This window comes from Empedobacter sp. EJD.6dd (assembly GCF_057369435.1).
On sequence record NZ_CM170667.1, the window covers coordinates 619554 to 643277 of the forward strand.

Genomic DNA, 23724 nt, shown 5'->3' on the forward strand with positions numbered 1-23724 from the left:
AAATGGAATACAGAAAATTAGGAAATACAGAGTTAGAATTATCAGCAATCACTTACGGAGCCTTCGCTATCGGTGGAAATATGTGGGGCGGAAACGAGCAAAAAGATAGTATTGCATCGGTGCAAGCTTCTATCGAAAACGGCGTAACAACGTTGGATACAGCGCCATTTTATGGTTTTGGATTGAGCGAAAAAATGATTGGTGAATCCATAAAAGGTTACGATAGATCGAAAATTCAATTGTTAACGAAATTCGGTTTGGTTTGGGACGGAAGTAACAACGGAAAAGGAGAATTTTTCTTTGATGCAGAAGAGAATGGAAAAGCAATTCCGGTGTACAAATATGCTTCAAAAGCAAATGTAATTAAGGAAGTAGAGGAGAGTTTGACGCGTTTGCAGACTGATTATATCGATTTATTGCAAATTCACTGGCCAGATGCTACAACGCCAATTTCGGAAACAATGGAAGCGTTAGAAATATTGATTCAACAAGGAAAAATTCGTGCTGCTGGTGTAAGTAATTATAGTGTGGATCAAGTAGAAAAGGCTCGTAAAACGCTAAATATTGCGAGTAATCAAGTTGGATATAGTAGAATCTTGCTATTGAGCAAGATTTGGTGCCATTTGCCGAACAAAACGATTTAGGAATTATTGTGTACAGTCCGATGGAAAGAGGTTTGTTGACAGGGAAATATTTTGCTGAAGGAAAATTGAAAGAAAACGATCATCGAAATGGTTATTTCCAACAATTTGATTTGGATAAAGTGAAAAATTTCTTGAATGCAATTACACCAATCGCTACAGAAAAAAGAGCTACACTTTCGCAATTGGTTTTACGTTGGACAAGTTTACAACCTGCTATTTCGGTTGTTTTAGCCGGATCGAGAAATGCTGAACAAGCGATTGCAAACGCAAAAGCAATGGATATTAAAATTTCTGCAGATGAAATGAATTTTATCAATACAGAATTAGCTAAGCTGTAATCTTAAATATAGAGCATAAAAAAACGTCACCTTACAGTGACGTTTTTTTTATATTATTCAATCATTATTTTGGTAATTGCGGTGGACGCATTTTATATTGATTTTGTTTTAAACTCATTAAAAAAGCTTCAAGCGCATCTAGTTCAGAAGTTGTTAGATTTAGTTTTTTTACCAAATCTGTTGTTTTCGGAAATAATGAATCATTTTTCTGTTTTTCATTTGGTTGGAAATGAAACATTCCGGCATTATACATATTCAAAACTCCACGAATTGTTGGAAAAAGTCCATTGTGCATATAAGGTGCATTTTGTGGAACTTCTCGTAATGAAGGTGTTTTGAATTCACCAACATTTTTAGCCAATTTAGTTGTATTGTATAAACCTAAATCTTCGTATTCACGTCCATAATAAGTCAAACCTATATTGTGGAATTTATTATCTGAAAAATAACCAGAATTGTGGCAATTAATACATCTTGCCTTTGTACGAAAAAGATGTAAACCTTCAATTTCTTGATCCGTTAATTCATCCGATTTTCCTGCAATAAATTTATCAAATCTATTTTTCGGAGATAAAATTGTACGCTCAAACGTCGCAATTGCTTTGGTAATACGATCATTTGAAACTTTGTCATCACCAAAAGCTGCTTTAAATAATTCTTTATAACCTGCGATTTGAGCAATTCGTTTTGTAGCAAAATCAATGTGATGATTCATTTCTTTTTTATCACGAATCGGAAATTCTGCTTGTTCTTCTAAAGTCTTAGCGCGTCCGTCCCAAAACATCATTTTTGAATAGGCTACATTCATCAAACTTGGTGAATTACGCGCTCCTAATTGACGATCTTCTCCATAAGGAACTCGACGACCATCTCCCCAATTTAACTCTGGATCGTGGCAATTTGCACATGAAATTTGATTAGAATTTGATAAACGAGGATCAAAAAACAATGTTTTTCCTAATTCTGCTTTTTCTTTTGTATAAGGATTATCTTTGGGAAAAGGAACTTCTCCTAAACTTCCAATATCCTCAAAACCATCATTCAAAACACTTTCGTCTACAGTTGGAGTTGGCCATTTTGATTGATCTCCGCTACTATACAATGCACGTAAATCTGTAATTGTGTATCCTTTATCGATAACAGTATTACTTTTGAATGCGTAAAATAGAGTAGTAGCCCCAATTGCAAATAAAGGAAGCATTTTTTTCATAATCATTCTAGTAATTTAATTGAATTCCGAAATTTACTAAATAGGTATTATCTGTATTAATTTCGGTAAAATTGCTTTTATTTGTTGCAAATATACTTTTTAACTGCGTATATAGCTCGATTGTCTTGTTGTTTTTTACAGGTAAAATATATCGAATTGATGTAGAAGCATCGAAATGATCAGTTGTGTTATACGCATAATCATAAGCTGCAACATTATTGTAAAATGTATCTTCGTTAATTCCTGTCATTTTTGTATAATCAAAATAAGAATCTAATAAAGCGTAGTAATTAAACGATAATCCTACATTTATTTTCGAATTATTATTCAACATCAAATCTTTGTTTCCGTAAACACCAACATCCAACGATTTAATTTTCATTGTATAAACTGCCAATGCATCGTAATATTTATTTTGATTGTAACTTGATTTCAAACCAATAAAATAATTCATTTTCGAAGCTTCACGATTCGCTAAATTGATATCAAAATTTACATTTTGTAATCGATTTTGATAATTCATTCCGCCAATTGAAACATCGTAATTTTCTCCATCTTTTCTCGAAAAATCTAATTGTGCATTCATTGTCTTGTTATCAAATTTTTTCATGAAATTCGCATAGGCAATATGCTCGTTGATATCCCAAACGTAGATAAAAAACTTATCTTCTTTCGTTTTACTATCATACATACGCTGTTGATTTTCTTGGTAATTATAACCTAAAATCAAACTCGTATTATTAGAACTAAATTGATATCCACCTCCAATTTTTGAAATAATATTTCGTGTAAAATATTGATAAAGTGATTTTTCATTATCAATTTTATTTCTTAATGGATTGTTGATTACACGTCCGTAACCCGCCATATAACGCAAATAGGTTTCTGGAGACCCTTCTACATCAAGATTTCTACCTTTATAAGTAATACTATAATCTTTGTCTTTTCGACCATAAGCACCTAACACAAAAATCTGATGTCCATCTAAAATTTGATAACCAACTTGCATTTCTCCAATCAATTGATTGTTTTTAATTTCTGGACGAGGATCTAATTTGCGCGCCATTTTGTTAACATTTAACTCAGCTTTAGCCGCTAACGTTAAATTTCCAAAATTTTTAGATACTCCACCTCGAATTAAATATTGCTGATTATCCCAATCTGCTGCACGTGGTACGTAAAAATACTGTGGCGAAAGAACTTGTTGATCATCTGTACGTTCGTCAGAAAGATTCCATCCAAGATTTTTTTCCGTATATTTTTCGAGATTTATCGTTCCAAAGATTTTATATCCATTTCCTGTTGTGTACAAACCTTCACTCATAAAACCATAACGAGTTGTTTCTTCAGCCGTTTGTTTTCTAGCAAATTGATTGTTTTTATGATTGAAATAAATTCCAGTATGTGTATAATCCTTTATTGGAAAAGAATATGTTGCAACTGGTAATTGCCAATTTAAATCTTTGACTGTTTGTTCAGCCTCGTTAGAAGTTACTTTTATCGAATCATTTTCTTGTGCAAAAACTTGACTTGCAAAAAGGATACAAGCAAAAGAAGCAATTTTAATGAATTTATTATCGTATGTTGTTAAATTAATTGATTTCATGTTCTAAATTTCTATTGCGCAAAAATTTTCGGTTCCGCCTTGATATTAACAAAATCATTTGTAGAATTATTGGTATCCTTCAAAATAATACGCCCATTAATTATTTTTTGAGTTTTACGAATAATAGAAGTAGAAGAGTAGGAACCAGCTGTTAAATAAGCATATCCGGCATCTTGTTTATTTTGTAATTTTTTTGGCACCAATTTACTTCCCATATCTTGAGTCGTTTCTACACTATCCAAAATCTTTTCATTTGGTAATTGTAAATATTCTAATGCTGTTTTATTATTTGGATTTTTTACTTTTCCATAACCTTTTATTTCTTCATCTGTTGCTCTAAATAAAATATAAGCTTGACGACCTAAATTATCTAAAACAAGGTCTTTATTTGCAGCCCACCATACGATTTCCATATCTGGAACAGCAGGATTTTGAATATCATATGAATATTGAGAACCTAAATATTCGGTCATATTTACCTCGAAATCAGCATTTGATAAATCAACTGTTAATTCTGGTTTTAGGATTTCTATTAATTTACCATTCGAATCATAGTAATTTCCTTTATGATTGATAGCTGTTTGTGCGATTGTAATACTTTGACCTGGTTGAACAGGATAAGTAGTTCCATTTCCAGGAACACGAATTGCATTGGCAACATAAACAAAATCTGTATTTGCTTTAGCACCTTCTTTATTTCCTTCTGCTTTCGACCAATCTAATTGTCCATTTGGTTGCGAATAAGGTTGATTTTCAACTGTGTTAGCACCAAATAATTGTCCAAAAATTAATCCATCTGCGTAAATAACCTCATTCGAATTGTTATAAATTTCAATAAATTGATCTCTAAACATTGCACCTTCTTTGATATGTGAACCACCGTAATAGATTTGTTTTAAAATTAATCCACCAATAGTTTTAGCAGAATTTAATTCTATTTCTAATGAAACATTAGACGAATTTACAGTAACATTTTGTGCAGAACCATTAAACTCAATATTATCTTCGGTATCAGCTGGATATCCAAACATATCTTCGAATTGAGCTGGAGTAATTGAAAAACTTACATTTGCGGTATAAATACCTGGCGTTAATTGCGGAAAAACTGCAACACCATTTTCATTTGTATTTGATTCGAAAGTACCACCTGTTTGGGTATTTTTTAGCGTTACTTTTGCATTAACTGGTAATTTAGTCGCATCAAAATCAGCATCAAATTTCACTTTTGTTGTAAAATTAATTGTTTGAACTGCATTTGCCCCAAAGTCATCATCAGAACAAGAATTAAACAATAAAGTTGCTACAAGAGGAGTGAGAAGTATAAGTTTTTTTAACATAATAATGTTTTTGAAATTGTTTAGTATTAGAAAGTATACTCAATTTTACCTCCCAATGAAAATTTTGCGATATTTGAGACAATACGTTCTCCAGAATCATTAATATATGTAGGCTTCAAACCTAATACATTTGTTGTATAAACAGAAACTTTAAATCCGTTTAAGAAATCTTTCGAGATACGTAAGTGGAAATTATGCAATGATTTTTGCAATTCTCCTAATGTTTTTTGAGGCGCATTAATTAAATGTCCATATAAATCTGTATTCCCTTGATCTTCGACTGGAATGGCATGATAATTTGAATTTTCATCCAAATAACCAATTGGGTTTCTATTGTTGAATTTATCGTGGTTTTGAATAAAAATATGTTCTGTACGAAGTGATAAAATCAACCCAACTTTTTTTAGATGATAATTAAAATTAGTTCCAAACATTAATTGTTCATCGTTAGAATTGGGATTATAATAAACGCCATATTTTTCTTTCGCTAAAACATTTTTTGAAGCTGCAAATGTATAAACAGGTTTATTATTCGTTGTTTTTGTGTAAGAACCGTTTACCGAAATATCTAAATTCAACGGACGAATGCGGTTAAAATTCATAAACATTTCAATTCCTTTATCTTTAGATTCTAAATTATTTTCTAATGTAGAATAACTAATTTGGTAAGCTTCTTTCCCAATTACAGAATAGGTTGGAGTAGAAGTAGAGGTGTCTACACTGATTTTAGAACCTTCTAAAGTTGTGATATGATCGACATTAGAAATACCATCTTTCAAATGATTATAATATCCTGTTACGTTTAATGTTCCGAATGGTAAATTAACATCTACACCAATTTCTGAATTATAAGATTTACTTGGTTTAAGATTTAGATTATTTCCTTCTAAAAGAAATGTTTCGATCCAACCATATTGTTTATTATTGATATAATAAATTCCTTCACCTAACATACGATCATAAATACGATCACCTGTAAATAATTGATTAAGAGAAGGAGCTTTAGAAGCAATTCCATATCCACCACGAACTCTAAAAGTTTTATTAAAAGCATAAGAAGTATTAATACGTGGCTGATATGAATTATAACCATATTGGTTGTCGTATCTAAAACCTAAATCTAATTTGAAAACATTATCGTTATTCCCATATTTTACAATACGATCTTCTGCATAAACAGATAATTGCCATTGTGTTTTGGTATTTTTGAAATTATAATCTCGATAACCTAAACCACCTTTTGCACCACTTAACGAATAATAATTTGGTGTAGTATTTTCGTCTGTATATGTTCCGCGACCTTTATTAGCACTTGAACGAGAAGATAAACCTAAAGAAAAAGTATGATTCCATTTGTTTTTAGATTCATAGTTTTTAACACCTTCTACATTTAAGTAAGTTGACATTGGTATGCCTTCTACATTTTTGACTAATGTATATTGATTAGGTAAAAATATTGCTTCTGAAATTCCATTTTCGTTTGCAGTAGTAACAGCTGCAGTTGCAACATTTACCCAACGTTCTTCTTTCGAATTTTGTTTTTCATAGTTAATATTTACATCAACATTTAATGCATCAATCCAATCTTTTTTTAAGTTCCATTTCATATTATTTGATAATCGAATAGAGAACTTATCATTTTTTATTTTAGGATCAGAAATATCATCTGGATCATATTTTATTTTATCATTGTTAATAGAGAAATTACTTTCTAACGTATTAACCAATGTATTTGCTTTATTTGACGATTTCCAAGCGGCATTTGTCGATATACGATTATATGATTTCAAATTGTCACGAACATCTGCATTAGAAGACAAATAGTTTCCTGACAAGCTAAAAAAGTTTTTATCGTTTATCTTGAAACCTTTGGACATGTTATATTCCGTTGTCGCATCTAACATAGAAACTGAAGCGCGTAGGGGAGTTTGTCCAACTTTAGAATTGATAATAATTAATCCAGAAGTTAAATCACCATATTTTGCTGGTGCAATTCCTTGAATAATCTTTACTTCATCGATATTTGCAGTTGTAATTTGACGCAAATCAACTCCATAACTTGGATTATTAAAATCGTTGAATCCTCCACCAGAAAGCGATGTAAATGATTGCATATTTTCATTATTCGAAATTGGAATATCATTGACAACAATGGATGTCCCAAAAGCTTTGTTTTGAAAATAATCTTTGCGATCGTTGTTTGTATTAGAAGATGAACTTCCTGATAATCCTAAATTATTAGCAGAAATTGCCGTTCTGAACACTACATTTTTGAATTCATTATTATTGAAATCTGTTGTTACTTGTCCTGGTAATTGTTGTAAAACTTCGTTCAACGAAAAAGCTTGCACATTTTCTATGGCTTCTTTACCAAGTGTAATTTCAGAGTATTCTTTCTTCTTTTTTGGGAAGATATCAACTTGTTCTAATCGTAATGTTTGATTATATAAAACAATAGAAACATTATTCTCAGAAGAATCGATAATAACTTCTTGCGTTTCCTTTCCTTTTTGAGAGAAGGATAAATTAGTATTCTCATTTGTTAATTCGATCGTAAAAAAACCTTCAGAATTTGTTTGTGTCCATCTTTTACTTTGTGGATCTTGTACCTGAACATTTGATAAATTTTTACCATTTTCATCTTTTACAGTTCCTGATACTATTCGTTGAGCATTTACAAAACCAATTGTTCCTAATAGAGAGAGCGCTAATAAACCTTTTTTCATTTCTAAGAAATTCGACTACAAATTTATTTTAAATTAATCTAAATAGCAATAGAACAAAAATCATGTTTTGATAAAAATGATTAATATTGATTTAATATGGTTAATTTTAATCATAAAAGTTTAGTAATGAGTAAAGAATATTTAATTCCAATTTCTGTAAAAGGAATCGTTATAATAAATGGTAAATATTTGTTGGTGAAGAACAATAGAAACGAATGGGAATTACCTGGAGGAAGATTAGAACAAAATGAATTAGCAGAAGAAACTGTTGTAAGAGAAATTAAAGAAGAATTAAATATAGACTGCAACATTAATAAAATCGTAAATACATGGATATATAAAATAGCAGAAAATAAAACTGTATTTATCGTAACTTATTTAATGCAAGAATTAATTGATCCAAACCAAAAAATAATTATAAGCGATGAGCATAATGATTATGGTTTATTTGAATTTGAAGAATTGCAAAATTTAAAAATTCCTTCTGGATATATAAATTCTCTAAAACTAAGTAAATAACTATGAATAGAGCTTAATAAAATATCTTACTTAACATAATAAAGATTATTAATAATAATATTTCATAGAAATAATATTATTATAATATATATTATGTTAAATTGAATAATATCGTCTACCTATTTATTAAGGATTCTCTATAATTTCTGGAGAAACTGGTTTTCTATAAGAATTTATTTGATGAACAAACTTTGAAGGTTTTAGTTGAGGAATATATTTTAGGACAATATAATTTGCAAACATTAATAAAGATGAATATTCTATATCGTTATAGATTGTTTCGTAATTAGAATTAACATATTCATTATTCAAAACTATGATATGTCCATAATAACTATTTTTTGTTGTGTCAGTAACAAAAATATTTTTTGATAATTTATTTTGTAAGCTTTTATACAATTCAATGTCTTTCCTATCTAATTTAAATTGATAAGAACCGCCATACTCTGTTTCTGAATAGTTATCATATTTGTTAACCTCTACGTTTACTTTTACATTGTTGTTCTGGTCAATCTCTAATTCATAAGGCATTGTAAAACTATTTTTAGAAGTTCGATAATAATGATATTCAGCACTAACAATAAGATTCTCTAGTTTGACTTCATTTTTATCTTTTATCAATTTATAAGGCTTAACATTATTTTTTATTTGATACGTTTTTCTTTCTGTAGAAGATACATCGCCAGCTACAATAGAATCTGTAAACGTGTAATATGCTGGAATTTCTTTCTCTTTTGTTTTTTCATTATAATTGAAATTTATTTCATACGTATATTGTCCATCATTTAATTTCCAAAATATCTCTCCTTTTTTGTCTTTAGAATAAAACGTCTTTATGTTATCTTTCTTTTCACTTCCATTCTTACAGCTAATAATTGAAAGAATTACGAAAGATATAATTACTGAGAAAAATCTATTTAACATAATATATTCGATTAAAAATAAAAAAAACCTCTAATATTTAGAGGTTTTAATATACTATAAATTATTTGTAATGTAATTACATTTTTGGCATTCCTGGGAACCCTCCTGCTGGCATATTTTTAGACATTGTTTCCATCATCTTTTTACCATTAGAAGAATTCATAAATTTCATCATTTTTCCCATTTCAGAGAATTGTTTCAATAATTGATTTACTTCTTGTAATGAAGTTCCAGAACCAGCTGCAATTCTTTTCTTACGAGAATTATCAATAATCGTTGGGTTTTGACGCTCTTTTTTCGTCATAGAATGAATAATCGCTTCAACACCTTTAAAAGCATTATCGTCGATTTCTACATCCTTTAATGCTTTTCCAGCACCAGGAATCATTCCAACTAAATCTTTCATATTACCCATACGTTTGATTTGTTGAATTTGTTTTAAGAAATCATCAAAATCAAAACTATTTTTAGCAATTTTCTTTTGTAAACGCTTAGCTTCTTCTTCGTCAAATTGTTCTTGCGCGCGTTCAACTAACGAAACAACGTCACCCATTCCCAAAATACGATCTGCCATACGTTCTGGATAGAAAACGTCTAAGGCTTCCATTTTTTCTCCAGTAGAGATGAATTTGATAGGCTTATCAACAACTGTTCTAATTGTTAAAGCAGCTCCACCACGTGTATCACCATCTAATTTTGTTAAAACAACACCGTTATAATCTAACACTTCATTGAAAGCTTTTGCTGTATTTACAGCATCTTGCCCCGTCATAGAATCTACAACGAATAAAGTTTCAGTAGGATTTACAGTTTGATGTACACGACGAATTTCGTCCATCATTTGTTCATCAATAGCTAAACGACCTGCTGTATCGACAATAATTACATTGTTTCCGTTTTGTTTTGCTAGTGCGATTGCGGCTTGCGCAATTTCTACAGGATTTTTATTTTCTAAATCAGCATAAACATCAACACCAATTTGCTCTCCTAAAACTTGAAGCTGATTAATCGCCGCAGGACGATAAACGTCACCAGCAACTAATAATACTTTTTTATTTTTTTTCGTTTTAAGGAAGTTAGCTAATTTACCAGAAAAAGTTGTTTTACCAGAACCTTGTAAACCAGCAATTAAAATTATCGTTGGATTATCTTCTATTTTAAGTTCTGTTACCTCTCCTCCCATTAATTTTGCTAATTCGTCATGAACGATCTTAACCATTAATTGTCCAGGATTAAGAGACGTAATTACGTTTTCTCCTAACGCTTTTTCTTTTACAGTATTTGTAAAATCTTTTGCAACTTTATAACTAACATCGGCATCAACAAGTGCTCTACGCACCTCTTTTACAGTTTCTGCAACGTTAATTTCTGTGATTTGTCCTTTCCCTTTTAAGGTATGTAATGCTTTATCTAATTTATCCTGAAGATTTTGAAACATTTTGAGTCAATTTTAGGACACAAATATAAAAAATTTATACCGAATAATGTAAAATAACACAATACGCCTTTGTATTAAAAAAAAATAATTAAATTGCGACTTCAAAATTTGGTTGAATGAAAAAAGATTTAGTACTATTTTTATTCTTTGTTACTGGGGTGGTTTTCAGTCAAACAAAGAATAATCAAACCTATTATTTCTTTTCTATTGCATATGGACAAGATAATGAGGTTTATGTAACGGATGTATATGAAGCGAATATCGATAATAAAGATGTTTATGGGAAATTAGCTGATCGATATACTAAATTTCAAAATTTCTTATTGAAAAATGGAACGATTAATTCTTTAAAAGAATTGCAAACTGGTTACGAAAAAAATTACCAGAAAAAAGAACAAGCTTTAGCTGAGCAAAAATATCTGCTTTCTACATTAGAAAAACAGAAGTTTACAGCAAAAATGATAAGCTATACACTTTAAGAAAAACAAAAACCACTTCAATTTGAAGTGGTTTTTGTTTATATATTAGCTTTTATATTATTCATTTAATAATCTTGCAGCTTCTTTTGCAAAATAAGTAGAAATTAGGTCTGCTCCTGCTCTTTTAAAACATGTCAATGTTTCTAACATAATTTTATCATGGTCAATCCATCCTTTTTCAGCAGCAGCTTTTATCATTGCATATTCACCTGAAACTTGATATACAGACACTGGAACTTGTAGGTTGTCTTTTACTAATTTTACGATATCCAAATAAGCCATTCCTGGTTTTACCATCAAAATATCTGCTCCTTCCTCAACATCTGCAATTGCTTCGCGTAATGCTTCTTGTGAATTATGAAAATCCATTTGATATGTTTTTTTATCTTGAGGAATATCTACATTATCTACCGGAGCTGAATCTAAGGCTGTACGGAAAGGTCCATAGAAAGATGAAGCATATTTTGCTGCATATGTCATAATTCCAACATTATTGAAACCATTTTCTTCTAAAGCCATTCGCATTGCTCCAATTCGACCATCCATCATATCTGAAGGCGCTACAAAATCGGCACCAGCTTCGGCATGTGATAAAGTCATTTTTACTAATGCTTCAACTGTTTCGTCATTCACAATTTCTCCATTTCTTATGATCCCGTCATGCCCATAAATAGAAAAAGGATCTAAAGCAACATCAGGCATTACAATCATTTCCGGAACTACGTCTTTAATTGCTTTAATTGTATTTTGCATCAATCCATTTGGATTCCAAGCTTCTTTTCCCGTATTATCTTTTAAGTTATCGCTAACTTTACAATATATATTAACAGATTTTATTCCTAAATCCCAAATTTCTTTTACCTCTTTTACTGTATTATCAATTGAATGACGATAGATACCAGGCATAGCTTCTATTTCTTCTTTTACGCCCTCACCTTCAGCCACAAAAATTGGTAAAATAAAATCGTTTGGAGATAAATGATTTTCACGAATCATACTACGAATAGATTCGTTTTTACGAAGTCTTCTATGTCTGTTATATATAAACATTTTGATAAAATTTTAGCACAAATTTAAAGGTTTATATTCGATTTCGTCCAATGAATAATATCAATTATATTTATTAAATTTAAAAGAAAATCAATCATTTGAATAATCAATTAAAATATTTATCATTCATTATATTATTTGGATTAATTTCTTGCAATAAAAGCAATTATAAAACGATTCAATTTAGAAGTTTTTCAATTGAAATTCCGAAAGAATGGAAAAAAGTTAAATTAGAAGGAATTGATACTGAAGTTGGTGGAATTATCACATCAAATAATGATACTTTAATTTACGATTATGGAAGACTTGCTAGTAGAGATTATGATTTTAATGCAGAAATTTCTGATAGTATTTTTACAACTATTTTAAAAAATAACGCTAAATTAGAATTAGAGAAAATATCTGATTTGTATATCAATAAACTACGCAAAACGAATATTGATTCTATTGTACAATCAAAATATCAAATTTCTACTATTGTTATTGATCATCAAAAAGCAAAACTTATACAGTCAAAACCTCATAAATTAATCGCAGTTTATATTGATACAATCAAAAACTCTACTTCTAAATTTAATTTTATTGGTTATAATTTAGATAAGAAATCACAAGAAGAATTTATAAATTCTGTTAAAAAAATCAAATTCAAAAAATAACTTTAAACTTGCGCAAACGTAGTTAAACAAATATCTTTGCATAATGCGAATAGATATTATCACTGTTTTACCCGAATTATTAGTTAGCCCATTTTCTGCCTCGATTATGAAACGCGCGCAAGACAAAGGTTTAGCTGAAATTCATGTTCATGATTTGAGAGAATTTGGAAAAGGTCGTTACAGACATGTTGACGATTATCCGTATGGAGGAACTTCTGGAATGGTTATTATGTGTGAACCTTTGGATAAAATGATTTCGAAATTGAAAGATGAACGTGAATATGATGAAATTATCTATTTAACACCTGATGGAGAAACATTGAATCAAAATATTGCGAATGATTTATCCTTAAAAGGAAACTTGATGATGATTTGTGGACATTACAAAGGAATTGATCAACGAATTCGTGATATGTATGTGACGCGAGAAATTTCGATTGGTGATTACGTACTTTCTGGAGGAGAATTTGGTGCGATTATTTTAGCCGATTCTATTATTCGTTTATTACCTGGTGTAATTGGCGACGAAACCTCTGCCCTTTCTGATTCATTCCAAGATGATTTATTAGCACCACCAATTTATACGCGTCCTGCAGATTATAAAGGTTACAAAGTTCCGGAAGTTTTGTTATCAGGAAATTTTCCTAAAATAGAGGAATGGCTATATGACAAAGCAATTGAACGTACGAAAGAACGTCGCCCAGATTTGTTAGAAAAAAGATCAAAATAAATAGAAAAGCTTCAGAAATTTCTGAAGCTTTTTTTATGTTATAATTACTTTATTTTTTGAAGATTTTTTCAATCTATACATACTATAAATAATGATTGCTAATACAAACGAAAAAACAAAATAGCGAATTGCTAAACCATTTTGGGTGGTTACTTTTCCTGTATTTGAAATAATAAAACTTGTAAGTGATGTAATAATGTAAGTCATTCCACCCATTAAACCTCCGGCAACTCCAGCATTTTTGGGAAAAGCCATCATATTTGTCGTGAAAAATGAAGTAAATAAAATTCCCGAACAAATGTGAATAAAAAACGCAAAGAATAATAAAATAAACAAATTTTGAATAAAAAATCCAGCAACAATTAATAATGAAATCAATATCAGTTGTACAACAATTGGTAAACCAATATTTTCTTTAAAATCAAGGTGCATTCTTTTTTTACCTACAAAACCTCCTATCATCCATGAAAATCCTAAAATTAAGGTTGAATATCCAATAACAACTGAATTAAAATGATAGGTATTTTCAATTAAAAATGGTCCTACAATATTAAAAATCATTACAATAGAATAAGCAACGGCTTGTATCATAATTCCTAAAATAAATGATTGATTTTGAAGCATCATTTTATAGGTATCAATCATACTTTTCAGATTCAATTTGGTTTTTTGAACAATACTTTCCCCACTAAAAACCAATTCAAAAATTAAAATAACAGTAGCATAAATCGCTAAAAAGTAAAAATTTGCATGCCAATTAAATAGTTTTTCTAAATAACCGCCTAAAAATGGTGCTAATATTGGTCCACATGACCAGACAATGGTAAAATAACCTAAATAATGTTTGGCTTTTTCGGGTGTATGAATATCAATAAAAAGCGCTCTAGTTGCAATTACAATAACTGCTACAGAAATTCCTTGTATAACACGCAATAAACAAATCAACCAAATATTATCTGTCATAGCAATTCCTAAACTTGTAAGTAAAACAATAACTAAGGCCATAATTTTAGGATAGTATCGACCAATAGCATCTAAAATACTTCCAACAAACAATTGAGATAAACCATAGCTTAATAAAAAGCAAGTTAATGTTAATTGTATACTGCTTTCGGGTACGGCTAATGATTTGGACATAGCAGGAAAAGACGGTAAATAAATATCAGTTACAAATCCAGAAATTGGAATCGAAAAAAAACCGAGTATACTTACAATTTTCTTTCTTTTTTCAGATGCTTCTCTCAACATAAATCATTTTTTAACCAAGCAAAATTAAAATGAATATGAAAATAATGAATTAAAAAAGACAAATAAAAAATTACGAAAATCAAATATTTCATTTTCCTTGTTTAAATTTCAAAGGAGAAGTTTGTGCATGTTTTTTGAAAAAATTATTAAAATGAGCTGGTTCTTCAAAACCTAACGTATAGCCTACTTCAGCAATATCCCAATCGGTGTATAATAACAAGCTTTTGGCTTCTTCAACAATTTTTTGTTTAATAATTTGTGTAGTAGTTTGATTCGTAACCGATTTCACAGAAGAATTAAGATGATTCACATGAATGTTTAATCGCGTAGCAAAATCAGCAGGTGTTTTCAAAACAAGTGGATGCGCAGGAGAATCTAACGGAAATTGTGTATTTAACAATTCATCAAATTTCTTGTACAAACGTACATTCGAAGGTAATTCAACAGCTTGAATTTCATCTTGATTTATTTCTAAAACATGATGAAAAATAGCAGCTAAATGATTACGAATACTATGGTAACGCAATGGATAATTTGATTGATTAAGACGATACATTTGCTCAAAATATCCCAAAATAACGGGTAATTGTTGAGCTGGTATTTCAATAAAAGGAGAACTCCAGTCCTTAAATAAAGAACTTTTTTTAAATACTTCGAACTCTTTGTTCTCCGAAAAAAACTGCTGATTAAATAAGCAGAAATACCCTTCTTGTAAACTCGATTTACACTCCCATGTATAGGAAACATGAGGAGAAGGCAAAAATAAAACAGGTTTAGAAATGTAGGTTTCAGTATTGCCATATTTGAAAATACCTTCGCCAATTAACAAACTAATTTTATAATAATCTCTGCGGCTATAAGGACTTCTAAAACTACAATATTTTCTCAAAGAAATATTAAAGTGCGCTTTATCATCCTCAAAACGAGAAGAATTCATTAATTCGGCTTGTTCCGAACTAATTTTATTATAATAATCTGCAATAGTTTCTAATTTTTCACTCATAATCAATTCTTACAAAAATCAAATAAACAACTTTTCAACCTAATTTTATGTTAACAAATGTATAATGATTCGTATTGCATAGTTTTATTCATCATATTGTTTTAAATTTAAGACAACTTAATCATTTTTTAACTATAAAATTATGCCTTGGAATCCAGAAATATATAATCAGTTCAAAACGATTCGTTATCAACCTTTTTATGATTTATCAGATTTAATTTCACCAAATAACTTGCAAAATTGTGTGGATATAGGGTTGCGGAACTGGTGAACAAACTGCTATTTTAGCCCATAAATTTGAACATGCGCATTTTTTGGGAATTGATTCTTCAGCTGAAATGCTTAAAAAATCTTCAGAATTTGACTTACCGAATTTGAGATTTGAACAACAAACGATTGAAGAATTTGCAAATTCGGATTCAAAATGGGATTTAATTTTTAGTAATGCGGCTTTACAATGGGCAGATAATCATCTTAAATTATTTCCAAAATTAATCTCAAAACTAGATAAAAACGGACAATTTGCAGTGCAAATGCCATGTCAGAAAGATAATGTGCTTAATGTAATATTAAGTGATTTGGCTCGAGAAAAGCCGTTTGCAGATTTCTTGAATAATTTTCATCGCGATTCGCCTTTGTTATCAATTGATGATTATGCAAAAATGATGTTTGATGAAGGTTTAAAAGATTTAAATATTAGCATGAAAATCTATCCGATTTATGGAAATGATGAAACAGAGTTTTACAATTTTATTTCGGGATCGGCTTTAATTCCATACATGGAACGTTTAACTACAGAACAACAAGAATTATTAATGTCCGAATTTAAAGCAAGAATAAAAGCTTATTACAAAAAATTTCCAACAATTTATTCGTTTAAAAGAATGTTGCTTTATGGGAAGAAAAGATAAAAAAGAGAATCAAATGATTCTCTTTTTTTTATGAAATAAATAATGTTAATCTAAATCGTTTAAAACTGATTTCAATATTTCGCAACCTTTTATAATATCTTCATCCGAAATATTAATTGGCGGTGTAATACGTAAATTCTCGATACTATACATCAAAAAGAAAAGAATTAAACCACGATTCATACATTCTTGCTGAACTTTTAATGCATATTCTGGTGAAGATAATTCTGGAGCTAACATCAAACCTTTTCCATGAATTTTCTTAATTTTTGGATGTTGAAGATTCTCTCTGAATAATTGTTCTTTACGATCAATATCATCCATTAATTTTTCGTCTTCTAAAACATTCAACAATTCTAAAGCAGCAGCAGCAATAACAGGATTTCCTCCAAAAGTTGTAATATGACCCAATTGTGGATTTTGTTTCAACGAACTCATAATTTCATTCGAAGTCATAAACGCACCAACGGGTAAACCACTTGCCATACCTTTTCCCATAGCCACAATATCTGGTACAACACCAAAATGCTCGAAACCAAACAATTTTCCAGTACGACCAAAACCTGGTTGAATTTCATCCATAATTAATAAAGCACCAACTTCTTCACAACGTTTTTTTAATTTAACAAAAAAATCATTTTCAGGAAGTCTAAACCCCGATGCTCCGCGGATACTCTCAACAATTACACCTGCAGTTTTTTTTGTGATCTTTTGCAAATCATCTTCATTATTAAAATCGATGAAATATACTTCTGGAAGTAAAGGACGAAATGCAGCTTTTTTTCGTTCATCACCAGAGACACTCAACGATCCATGTGTATTACCATGATAGGCGTTTCGGAAAGAAACCAATTGACGACGCCCAGTAAAACGTTTCGCTAATTTTAATGAAGCTTCGATTGCCTCTGTACCCGAATTTACCAAATAAACTTGATCTAAACCTTCTGGTGTAGCATCAACCAAATGTTTACATAGTTCAACAGGTTTTTCTTGCGCATATTCACCATAGACTGCGACATGCATATATTTGTTAACTTGATCTATAATTGCTTGATTAATTCGAGGATGGCTATGACCAAGTGTATTGACTGAAACGCCAGCTACAAAATCAAGATAGGCTCTTCCATCCTTTCCATAGATATAAGAGCCTTTTGCGTAATCTACTTCAAAACCAGACGCAAAATTTGTTGTTTGACCCTGGTATTGAAAAAATTCTTCTTTTAATGTTCCCATTTTATTTTAATAATAAAAGTACAGCTGCACCGCCCATTGCATAAGCTGCAACAGTTAAAGCATCTGATTTACCTTTTGAAAATTTTCTTATTTTGAATGTAGAAATATCATTTTTGTGAAATTTCAATTCTTTTTCTGTTCCTTTTACAACAGCATATAATGTATCAGCTTTCCATTGCTTTGCTTCTATTGTATATTCCTTACCTTGTGAATCTACTTTATAAAATTGATCCGGTTTGATAACATCTGTAATTTTTATTGTAGAAGGATCTATCACAACTTTATCTTTCGTTTCAGAATTTCTTGCTTTCAATTCAGCAATAGCATCTTTATCAACTGAATTTGCTGAACTAATTGCATTCTGATTTGGATTTTGACGTTCTCTTCTCATTTCAGAAATATCAGTTCTTGCTCGACTTCTTTCTTTTAGATTAGCTGGTTGGCTATTGTTTTTAGCCATTTCCGTTGCATATTCTTCAGGATCAAAAGCTTTGTAAGTATAGCAACTTGATAATAAGAAGATAGATAATATGATAGATGTAGTTTTCATTTATAGTTTTAGAAATTAAACGATTAATTTATGAAAAGATTATTTCGATTCGATAAAAATGTCTCGCCATTTGTTTAAACGTTCAGAAATTCGCCATTTAAAATCGGGTAAATAACGCATTTCTTCAGGGAATTTAGATAAAGGATACATTTTTCCGTCCGATTTTATTCTACATGCAACCAATTCCACATCTTTTCCTACAACATCTACTTCTATAATTCCACAATATGAAATATTAACTCCATAGCGTTCTTTTACTTTTGTTTTTTGATCCGTATCATCCATATAAGTCAATGCTACAGCATTTTCTTCTACATTAATAAAGTCAATTTTATCATCTTGAAAAAGAACCGTTAAATATTTTCCTTTGATTTGATGATATTCATTTTCTACAAGCGAATCTACTTTTGCAATAACAAATGCATTATTGAAAACCTTCATAGAATCTATTTTCTCTGTTTTCGCATTTGTATACGCTTCGATAAAATCTCCAGTCACTTGATTATCTCCAGAAAATAAAATTGGATCTTTGTAAAATTGCATCAAACCTTTTGTTTGATTATAAATCAGAGAATCAGCTTTCCCATTCGCATTCGATTTATAAAAACGTGCTTTGTGAAATGCTTTCACAAAAGAGGTAGAATCAATATCATGACGTTTTACAGCCAATAATGTATCTGCACTAATATAAAGAGAATCCTTTTCGAAAGCTTTTACAGCGTACGCATTTTTTGTTACAAAAGCAGAATCTAAATGCTTGAAAACTTCTCCATAATCACCTTTCAGAAATCTTTTTTCTAGTGGATCATCTAAAAATACATCTCCTTCTCCTTTTCCAAAACCTGTTTTATCATTAAAATAAAGCTTTTTTGCTGTTAAGGTTTTATTCTGATAATAAACTTTAGAGTTTCCTCTCAACCAAGCTTCACCAGTTTTTTTATTAAAATCTCCATCAGAAGTTATGATATATTGTGTTGGATCGTTTCGACGAGTAATTTTAGAATAATCACGGAATGTTGTAATTCCCGTAATATCATTCGTTGTCATTTTTCTCGAATAAATCGTATAATCTTTATTTGTAATAAAAACTTCTGAACCAAATGTTGCCGATTTATCTTTTACATTGTACACAACATTTTTTCCTTCAACCAACGTTCCGTCAGAACCAATTGTTTTGTAATTGTCATTTACAATGATATTTCCTGTTAAACGTTCGTAGATCATTTTTTCGGAACTGATTTGTTGTGTAGGCGTTTTCACTTCTACTTTTCCAATTCCAGTTGCAATTTCAGTTGTACGATTATAATCCATATAATCAGCAGTTATGCGAGAACTTGGATCTGTCAACACCACATCTTTAAAAGCCTTTGCAATTGTAGTATTTCCATCGTACTCCATTTTATGAGCCGTAATCGTTTTGTCTTTACTTACCAAACGAGCATTCGACCACACAACAGCTAAGTTCTTATCACGATATAAAACCGCACTATCAGCAGAAATTACATCACCTTTATATTCTATGACAACATTTCCAGACAAAAATTCATTTCCTTCAAAAAGCTTTGGATTTCTTTCAGTTAAATCAGCATGTTTTAGAACAACTTTTTCTTTTTTAGGTTTTTGTTGTGCAAAAACACTTAACGTCATAAAACATGAAAGTAAAAAAGCAACTTTCAAACCTGTTTTATTTCTATTTATATAATTAATTAACAATTACTTATTTTTTTATTTGATCTATATTTCACTTTTAATAAGTGTTAGCCAAAATTAGTATTATTTTTTTAGTCCTAAAAATAATTTATTCATATAAAACACGCTTGATTACTTAAACTTTTCATAAATTTTATTGCTAAAAAATTGAAATAAAAAAGACCTTACAAATATTATGTTAGGTCTTATAAATTTATTTTAAAAAAAAGTCTATTTATTTTTTCTTGTACCATAAAAATACAACGAATGATTTTCAATTTTGATATCAAAAACTTCTTCAATCGTTTGCTTAATTGTCTGAATTCTTGGGTCACAAAACTCTAATACCTCTCCTGTATCAGACAAGATAATATGGTCGTGATTTTTATCAAAATACGATTTTTCGTAATGCGCTTGTTGATCACCAAATTGATGTTTACGTACCAATTTTGCATCCATCAACAATTCGATCGTGTTATATAATGTAGCACGGCTTACGCGATATTTCTTATTTTTCATTTTGATATACAACATGTCAATATCAAAATGATCATCTGTAAAATAAATTTCCTCTAAAATAGCATAACGCTCAGGTGTTTTACGATGTCCATGTTCTTCCAAGAAATTCGTAAACACTTGCTTTACTACTTCGTAATTACTTGATTTTACTGATTCGTCTGTCATATAAAAAATTTGTGTAAATATAGGGATTATTTCTATACGAAAGAAACGATAAATTCTACAATTAGTATGAATTTTCTATCTATTCATAACATTATTCTATAATCCCATAAATTAATCAATAATGCTAAAACAAATGTAATATAATCTTTTGAAAATTATTTTATCCTTTACACGACAAAGGTTAACTTTGCACACGATGGAAGAAAATTATTTAGATAAACTAAACGAACCACAGCGATTAGCTGTAGAAGCAACCGAAGGTCCTGTAATGGTAATTGCGGGTGCGGGTTCTGGGAAAACAAGAGTTTTAACCTATCGAATTGCTCATTTATTAAATAAAGGTGTAGATGCGTTTAATATTTTGTCGTTAACCTTTACCAATAAGGCTGCACGTGAAATGAAAGAACGTATTGGGCTAGTTGTTGGTGAATCTAATGCAAAATCACTTTGGATGGGAACCTTCCACTCTGTTTTTGCTCGAATACTTCGTGTAGAAGCACCTTTATTGGGGTATCCATCTGATTTCACAATTTACGATCAACAAGATGCTGTTTCGGTAATGACGAAAATTATCAACGAAATGCATTTAGATAAAGATATTTACAAACCAAAGCAAGTTTTGGGGCGTATTTCTCAGTACAAAAATAACTTAATTACGGTAAGAGCATATCATAACAATCAAGCTTTAATTGAAGCAGATAACGAAGCTATGAAACCTAGAATGGGTGATATTTATAGAGCTTATGTTGATCGTTGTTTCAAATCTGGTGCAATGGATTTTGACGATTTATTGTTGCGTACCAACGAAATTTTGACACGTTTCCCTGAAGTTTTAGCAAAATATCAAGAACGTTTTAAATATATAATGGTGGATGAGTACCAAGATACCAATCACTCTCAGTATTTAATTGTAAAAGCATTGGCTTCTCGTTACGAAAACCTTTGTGTTGTTGGTGATGATGCACAATCTATTTATGCTTTCCGTGGTGCGAATATTCGAAATATCTTATCGTTCAAATCGGATTATCCAGATGCAAAATTGTATCCGCTTGAACAAAATTATCGTTCTACACAAATGATTGTTGAAGCTGCGAATCAAATTATCAAGCAAAATCAAGATCAATTAGAGAAAAACGTTTGGACAGCTAATGAAACTGGAGAAAAAATTGCCATTTATCGCGGTCTTTCTGATGCTGATGAAGCACGATTTATTGCTACTCAGATTTGGGAAAGACAAATAAATGAACATCTTCAACCAAAAGATTTTGCTATTTTATATCGCACCAATGCGCAATCTCGTGCATTAGAAGAAGCCTTACGAAAAAGAGGAATTCAATACCGTGTTTATGGAGGAACTTCTTTCTATCAGCGAAAAGAGATTAAAGATATGGTTGGCTATATGCGACTATTGATTAATCAGAATGATGAAGAAGCATTGTTGCGCACGATTAATTATCCTGCAAGAGGAATTGGTCAAACAACTATTTCTAAACTTTTGGTTGCAGCAGATCAACATCAATTGAGTTTATTCTCTTTGATTGAAAATATAGCTATGTATGCGCCAACAATTGGTATAAATGCAGGAACAGCAAACAAACTGAATGATTTTGTGTTGATGATTAAGCGTTTCCAAGTGATGTTAAAATCGCATGACGTGTACGAAGTAACGATGGAAATGGCGAAAACGACACAACTATTAAATGCTTTAAAAGAAGATTCTACACCAGAAGGTGTATCACGCTTAGAAAACGTTCAAGAGTTGTTAAACTCTATTCAAGGATATGTTGAAGAACAGCAACAATTAGATGAAGGAGACGCTTCTTTGGGTGGATTTTTAGAAAATATTGCTTTAGCAACTGATGCTGATAACGAAGAAGATGACGACAATAAAGTTAACTTGATGACTGTTCACTTGGCAAAAGGTTTGGAATTTCCTGTTGTTTTTATTGCAGGCTTAGAAGAAAATCTTTTTCCATCTATGATGAGCGTAAATACTCGCGCTGAGTTAGAAGAAGAGCGTCGTTTGTTTTATGTAGCATTAACTCGTGCAGAAAAAGTAGCGTATATGACGTATTCTGTCTCACGTTTTCGTTGGGGTAAAATCATCGATTGTGAACCTTCTCGTTTCTTAGAAGAAATAGATGATAGTTTCCTAGAATGGAAGAATCTAAATATTTCTGCAAGAACAAGTAATAATAGCGGATTATCTTCAGATATTTTTGGAGATGAACCAACTCCACAACAGTATCAACAAAGAGAAAAATCTGTTGCTCGACAAAATCCTCGTGCACGTGTAGAGCCATCTCAACCAAAAGCTAATTTCAAACCTGTAAACCAAACCAAAAGCAGTGGTTCTTCACCTGCTAATGCACAAGGTTTACAAATTGGACAAGTTGTTGTTCATGATCGATTTGGAAGAGGTGTTGTAAAAGATTTACAAGGAGAACCTTCGGATATGAAAGCAATTATTCATTTTGACAACGCTGGTGAAAAGAAATTACTCTTAAATTTTGCAAAACTTAAAGTGATTCGATAAAATCAAATCTATATAAAAGACTACAAATAAATTGTAGTCTTTTTTTATTGATATTAAATATTTTAAATAATTTATATTAAACTAAAACTTTACATAAATTACATTTAAAATATAGAATAAAATTAATCTTATGATATATTTTTTCGAATAAATAAACAGATTAGAACTTATTATTAAGAATTTTTTAGCATTTTAGCACCACAATTAAACACA

At 30.4% G+C, this 23724-nt stretch carries 19 protein-coding genes and 1 pseudogene; 7 read left to right on the top strand and 13 right to left on the bottom strand.

The annotated features are described in order from the left end of the window. The first annotated feature begins 2 nt into the window (after positions 1 to 2). A pseudogene (locus tag AC2I98_RS02900) lies at positions 3 to 982 on the top strand (aldo/keto reductase). A 64-nt stretch (positions 983 to 1046) separates the two neighbouring features. Here AC2I98_RS02900 and AC2I98_RS02905 read toward each other — a convergent pair. Genes AC2I98_RS02905 through AC2I98_RS02920 form a run of 4 tightly spaced genes read right to left on the bottom strand, consistent with a single transcriptional unit; the run spans position 1047 to position 7861 of the window. Then, the gene (locus tag AC2I98_RS02905; RefSeq protein WP_486414055.1) at positions 1047 to 2192 is read right to left on the bottom strand and encodes a cytochrome-c peroxidase; all 1146 of its coding nucleotides are present in this window, start codon (positions 2190 to 2192) and stop codon (positions 1047 to 1049) included. A gap of 7 nt (positions 2193 to 2199) precedes the next feature. Continuing rightward, positions 2200 to 3798 carry a DUF6850 family outer membrane beta-barrel protein gene (locus tag AC2I98_RS02910; RefSeq protein WP_486413132.1) on the bottom strand — a complete coding sequence of 533 codons (1599 nt, stop codon included), beginning with the start codon at positions 3796 to 3798 and terminating at the stop codon, positions 2200 to 2202. Positions 3799 to 3809: 11 nt separating this feature from the next. Next, positions 3810 to 5135 (bottom strand): DUF4876 domain-containing protein, encoded by a 1326-nt coding sequence (locus tag AC2I98_RS02915; protein WP_486413133.1) that lies wholly within the window; start codon positions 5133 to 5135, stop codon positions 3810 to 3812. 26 nt (positions 5136 to 5161) lie between these two features. Next, positions 5162 to 7861 carry a TonB-dependent receptor gene (locus tag AC2I98_RS02920; protein WP_486413134.1) on the bottom strand — a complete coding sequence of 900 codons (2700 nt, stop codon included), beginning with the start codon at positions 7859 to 7861 and terminating at the stop codon, positions 5162 to 5164. A 126-nt stretch (positions 7862 to 7987) separates the two neighbouring features. Here AC2I98_RS02920 and AC2I98_RS02925 point away from each other — a divergent pair, with 126 nt between their 5' ends. Next, positions 7988 to 8380, top strand: a complete 393-nt coding sequence (locus tag AC2I98_RS02925) for an NUDIX hydrolase (RefSeq protein ID WP_486413135.1) — start codon at positions 7988 to 7990, stop codon at positions 8378 to 8380. Between the two features lie 126 nt (positions 8381 to 8506). Here AC2I98_RS02925 and AC2I98_RS02930 read toward each other — a convergent pair whose 3' ends face one another. Further along, positions 8507 to 9304 (bottom strand): hypothetical protein, encoded by a 798-nt coding sequence (locus tag AC2I98_RS02930; protein WP_486413136.1) that lies wholly within the window; start codon positions 9302 to 9304, stop codon positions 8507 to 8509. 76 nt (positions 9305 to 9380) lie between these two features. Then, positions 9381 to 10742: a signal recognition particle protein gene (ffh, locus tag AC2I98_RS02935; protein WP_486413137.1), complete on the bottom strand. Its 1362-nt coding sequence runs from the start codon at positions 10740 to 10742 to the stop codon at positions 9381 to 9383. A gap of 116 nt (positions 10743 to 10858) precedes the next feature. On the opposite strand from ffh, the gene AC2I98_RS02940 reads away from it, so the two are divergent. Then, the gene (locus tag AC2I98_RS02940; protein WP_486413138.1) at positions 10859 to 11221 is read left to right on the top strand and encodes a hypothetical protein; all 363 of its coding nucleotides are present in this window, start codon (positions 10859 to 10861) and stop codon (positions 11219 to 11221) included. A 57-nt stretch (positions 11222 to 11278) separates the two neighbouring features. On the opposite strand, the gene hemB is transcribed toward AC2I98_RS02940, so the two are convergent. Continuing rightward, a complete protein-coding gene (gene hemB / locus AC2I98_RS02945; protein WP_486413139.1) occupies positions 11279 to 12271 on the bottom strand; it encodes a porphobilinogen synthase in 993 nt (330 codons plus the stop codon). A gap of 98 nt (positions 12272 to 12369) precedes the next feature. Here hemB and AC2I98_RS02950 point away from each other — a divergent pair, with 98 nt between their 5' ends. Together AC2I98_RS02950 and trmD are read left to right on the top strand one after the other, a co-directional pair. Further along, positions 12370 to 12927 carry a hypothetical protein gene (locus AC2I98_RS02950; RefSeq protein WP_486413140.1) on the top strand — a complete coding sequence of 186 codons (558 nt, stop codon included), beginning with the start codon at positions 12370 to 12372 and terminating at the stop codon, positions 12925 to 12927. A gap of 43 nt (positions 12928 to 12970) precedes the next feature. Further along, positions 12971 to 13657, top strand: coding sequence for a tRNA (guanosine(37)-N1)-methyltransferase TrmD (gene trmD / locus AC2I98_RS02955; RefSeq protein WP_486413141.1), 687 nt, complete (start codon positions 12971 to 12973; stop codon positions 13655 to 13657). A gap of 33 nt (positions 13658 to 13690) precedes the next feature. Here trmD and AC2I98_RS02960 read toward each other — a convergent pair whose 3' ends face one another. Then, the gene (locus tag AC2I98_RS02960; protein WP_486413142.1) at positions 13691 to 14905 is read right to left on the bottom strand and encodes an MFS transporter; all 1215 of its coding nucleotides are present in this window, start codon (positions 14903 to 14905) and stop codon (positions 13691 to 13693) included. An 88-nt stretch (positions 14906 to 14993) separates the two neighbouring features. Then, positions 14994 to 15908, bottom strand: a complete 915-nt coding sequence (locus tag AC2I98_RS02965) for a helix-turn-helix domain-containing protein (protein WP_486413143.1) — start codon at positions 15906 to 15908, stop codon at positions 14994 to 14996. Positions 15909 to 16222: 314 nt separating this feature from the next. Between AC2I98_RS02965 and AC2I98_RS02970 the strand changes: the two genes are divergently transcribed. Further along, a complete protein-coding gene (locus tag AC2I98_RS02970; RefSeq protein WP_486413144.1) occupies positions 16223 to 16819 on the top strand; it encodes a methyltransferase domain-containing protein in 597 nt (198 codons plus the stop codon). Positions 16820 to 16864: 45 nt separating this feature from the next. Here the strand turns inward: AC2I98_RS02970 and AC2I98_RS02975 are convergent, their stop codons facing one another. The 4 genes from AC2I98_RS02975 to AC2I98_RS02990 all read right to left on the bottom strand — a co-directional run bounded on the left by AC2I98_RS02975 (position 16865) and on the right by AC2I98_RS02990 (position 20975). After that, positions 16865 to 18052 carry an aspartate aminotransferase family protein gene (locus tag AC2I98_RS02975; RefSeq protein WP_486413145.1) on the bottom strand — a complete coding sequence of 396 codons (1188 nt, stop codon included), beginning with the start codon at positions 18050 to 18052 and terminating at the stop codon, positions 16865 to 16867. A 1-nt stretch (position 18053) separates the two neighbouring features. Then, complete coding sequence (locus AC2I98_RS02980; protein ID WP_486413146.1) at positions 18054 to 18602, bottom strand: hypothetical protein; 549 nt, start codon at positions 18600 to 18602, stop codon at positions 18054 to 18056. Between the two features lie 39 nt (positions 18603 to 18641). Beyond that, positions 18642 to 20315: an OstA-like protein gene (locus AC2I98_RS02985; RefSeq protein WP_486413147.1), complete on the bottom strand. Its 1674-nt coding sequence runs from the start codon at positions 20313 to 20315 to the stop codon at positions 18642 to 18644. A 207-nt stretch (positions 20316 to 20522) separates the two neighbouring features. Continuing rightward, on the bottom strand, positions 20523 to 20975 hold the full coding sequence (locus tag AC2I98_RS02990) for a Fur family transcriptional regulator (protein ID WP_486413148.1): 453 nt from the start codon (positions 20973 to 20975) through the stop codon (positions 20523 to 20525). Positions 20976 to 21171: 196 nt separating this feature from the next. On the opposite strand from AC2I98_RS02990, the gene AC2I98_RS02995 reads away from it, so the two are divergent. Next, on the top strand, positions 21172 to 23511 hold the full coding sequence (locus AC2I98_RS02995) for an ATP-dependent helicase (RefSeq protein ID WP_486413149.1): 2340 nt from the start codon (positions 21172 to 21174) through the stop codon (positions 23509 to 23511). Positions 23512 to 23724: the final 213 nt, after the last annotated feature.

Bases quoted from the DNA above. Each gene is read 5' to 3' on its own strand.
- AC2I98_RS02965 (WP_486413143.1), bottom strand. From the start codon at position 15,908: ATGAGTGAAAAATTAGAAACTATTGCAGATTATTATAATAAAATTAGT.
- trmD (WP_486413141.1), top strand. From the start codon at position 12,971: ATGCGAATAGATATTATCACTGTTTTACCCGAATTATTAGTTAGCCCA.
- AC2I98_RS02995 (WP_486413149.1), top strand. From the start codon at position 21,172: ATGGAAGAAAATTATTTAGATAAACTAAACGAACCACAGCGATTAGCT.
- AC2I98_RS02930 (WP_486413136.1), bottom strand. From the start codon at position 9,304: ATGTTAAATAGATTTTTCTCAGTAATTATATCTTTCGTAATTCTTTCA.
- ffh (WP_486413137.1), bottom strand. From the start codon at position 10,742: ATGTTTCAAAATCTTCAGGATAAATTAGATAAAGCATTACATACCTTA.
- AC2I98_RS02940 (WP_486413138.1), top strand. From the start codon at position 10,859: ATGAAAAAAGATTTAGTACTATTTTTATTCTTTGTTACTGGGGTGGTT.
- AC2I98_RS02960 (WP_486413142.1), bottom strand. From the start codon at position 14,905: ATGTTGAGAGAAGCATCTGAAAAAAGAAAGAAAATTGTAAGTATACTC.
- AC2I98_RS02975 (WP_486413145.1), bottom strand. From the start codon at position 18,052: ATGGGAACATTAAAAGAAGAATTTTTTCAATACCAGGGTCAAACAACA.
- AC2I98_RS02905 (WP_486414055.1), bottom strand. From the start codon at position 2,192: ATGAAAAAAATGCTTCCTTTATTTGCAATTGGGGCTACTACTCTATTT.
- AC2I98_RS02925 (WP_486413135.1), top strand. From the start codon at position 7,988: ATGAGTAAAGAATATTTAATTCCAATTTCTGTAAAAGGAATCGTTATA.
- AC2I98_RS02980 (WP_486413146.1), bottom strand. From the start codon at position 18,602: ATGAAAACTACATCTATCATATTATCTATCTTCTTATTATCAAGTTGC.
- AC2I98_RS02910 (WP_486413132.1), bottom strand. From the start codon at position 3,798: ATGAAATCAATTAATTTAACAACATACGATAATAAATTCATTAAAATT.
- hemB (WP_486413139.1), bottom strand. From the start codon at position 12,271: ATGTTTATATATAACAGACATAGAAGACTTCGTAAAAACGAATCTATT.
- AC2I98_RS02920 (WP_486413134.1), bottom strand. From the start codon at position 7,861: ATGAAAAAAGGTTTATTAGCGCTCTCTCTATTAGGAACAATTGGTTTT.
- AC2I98_RS02915 (WP_486413133.1), bottom strand. From the start codon at position 5,135: ATGTTAAAAAAACTTATACTTCTCACTCCTCTTGTAGCAACTTTATTG.
- AC2I98_RS02990 (WP_486413148.1), bottom strand. From the start codon at position 20,975: ATGACAGACGAATCAGTAAAATCAAGTAATTACGAAGTAGTAAAGCAA.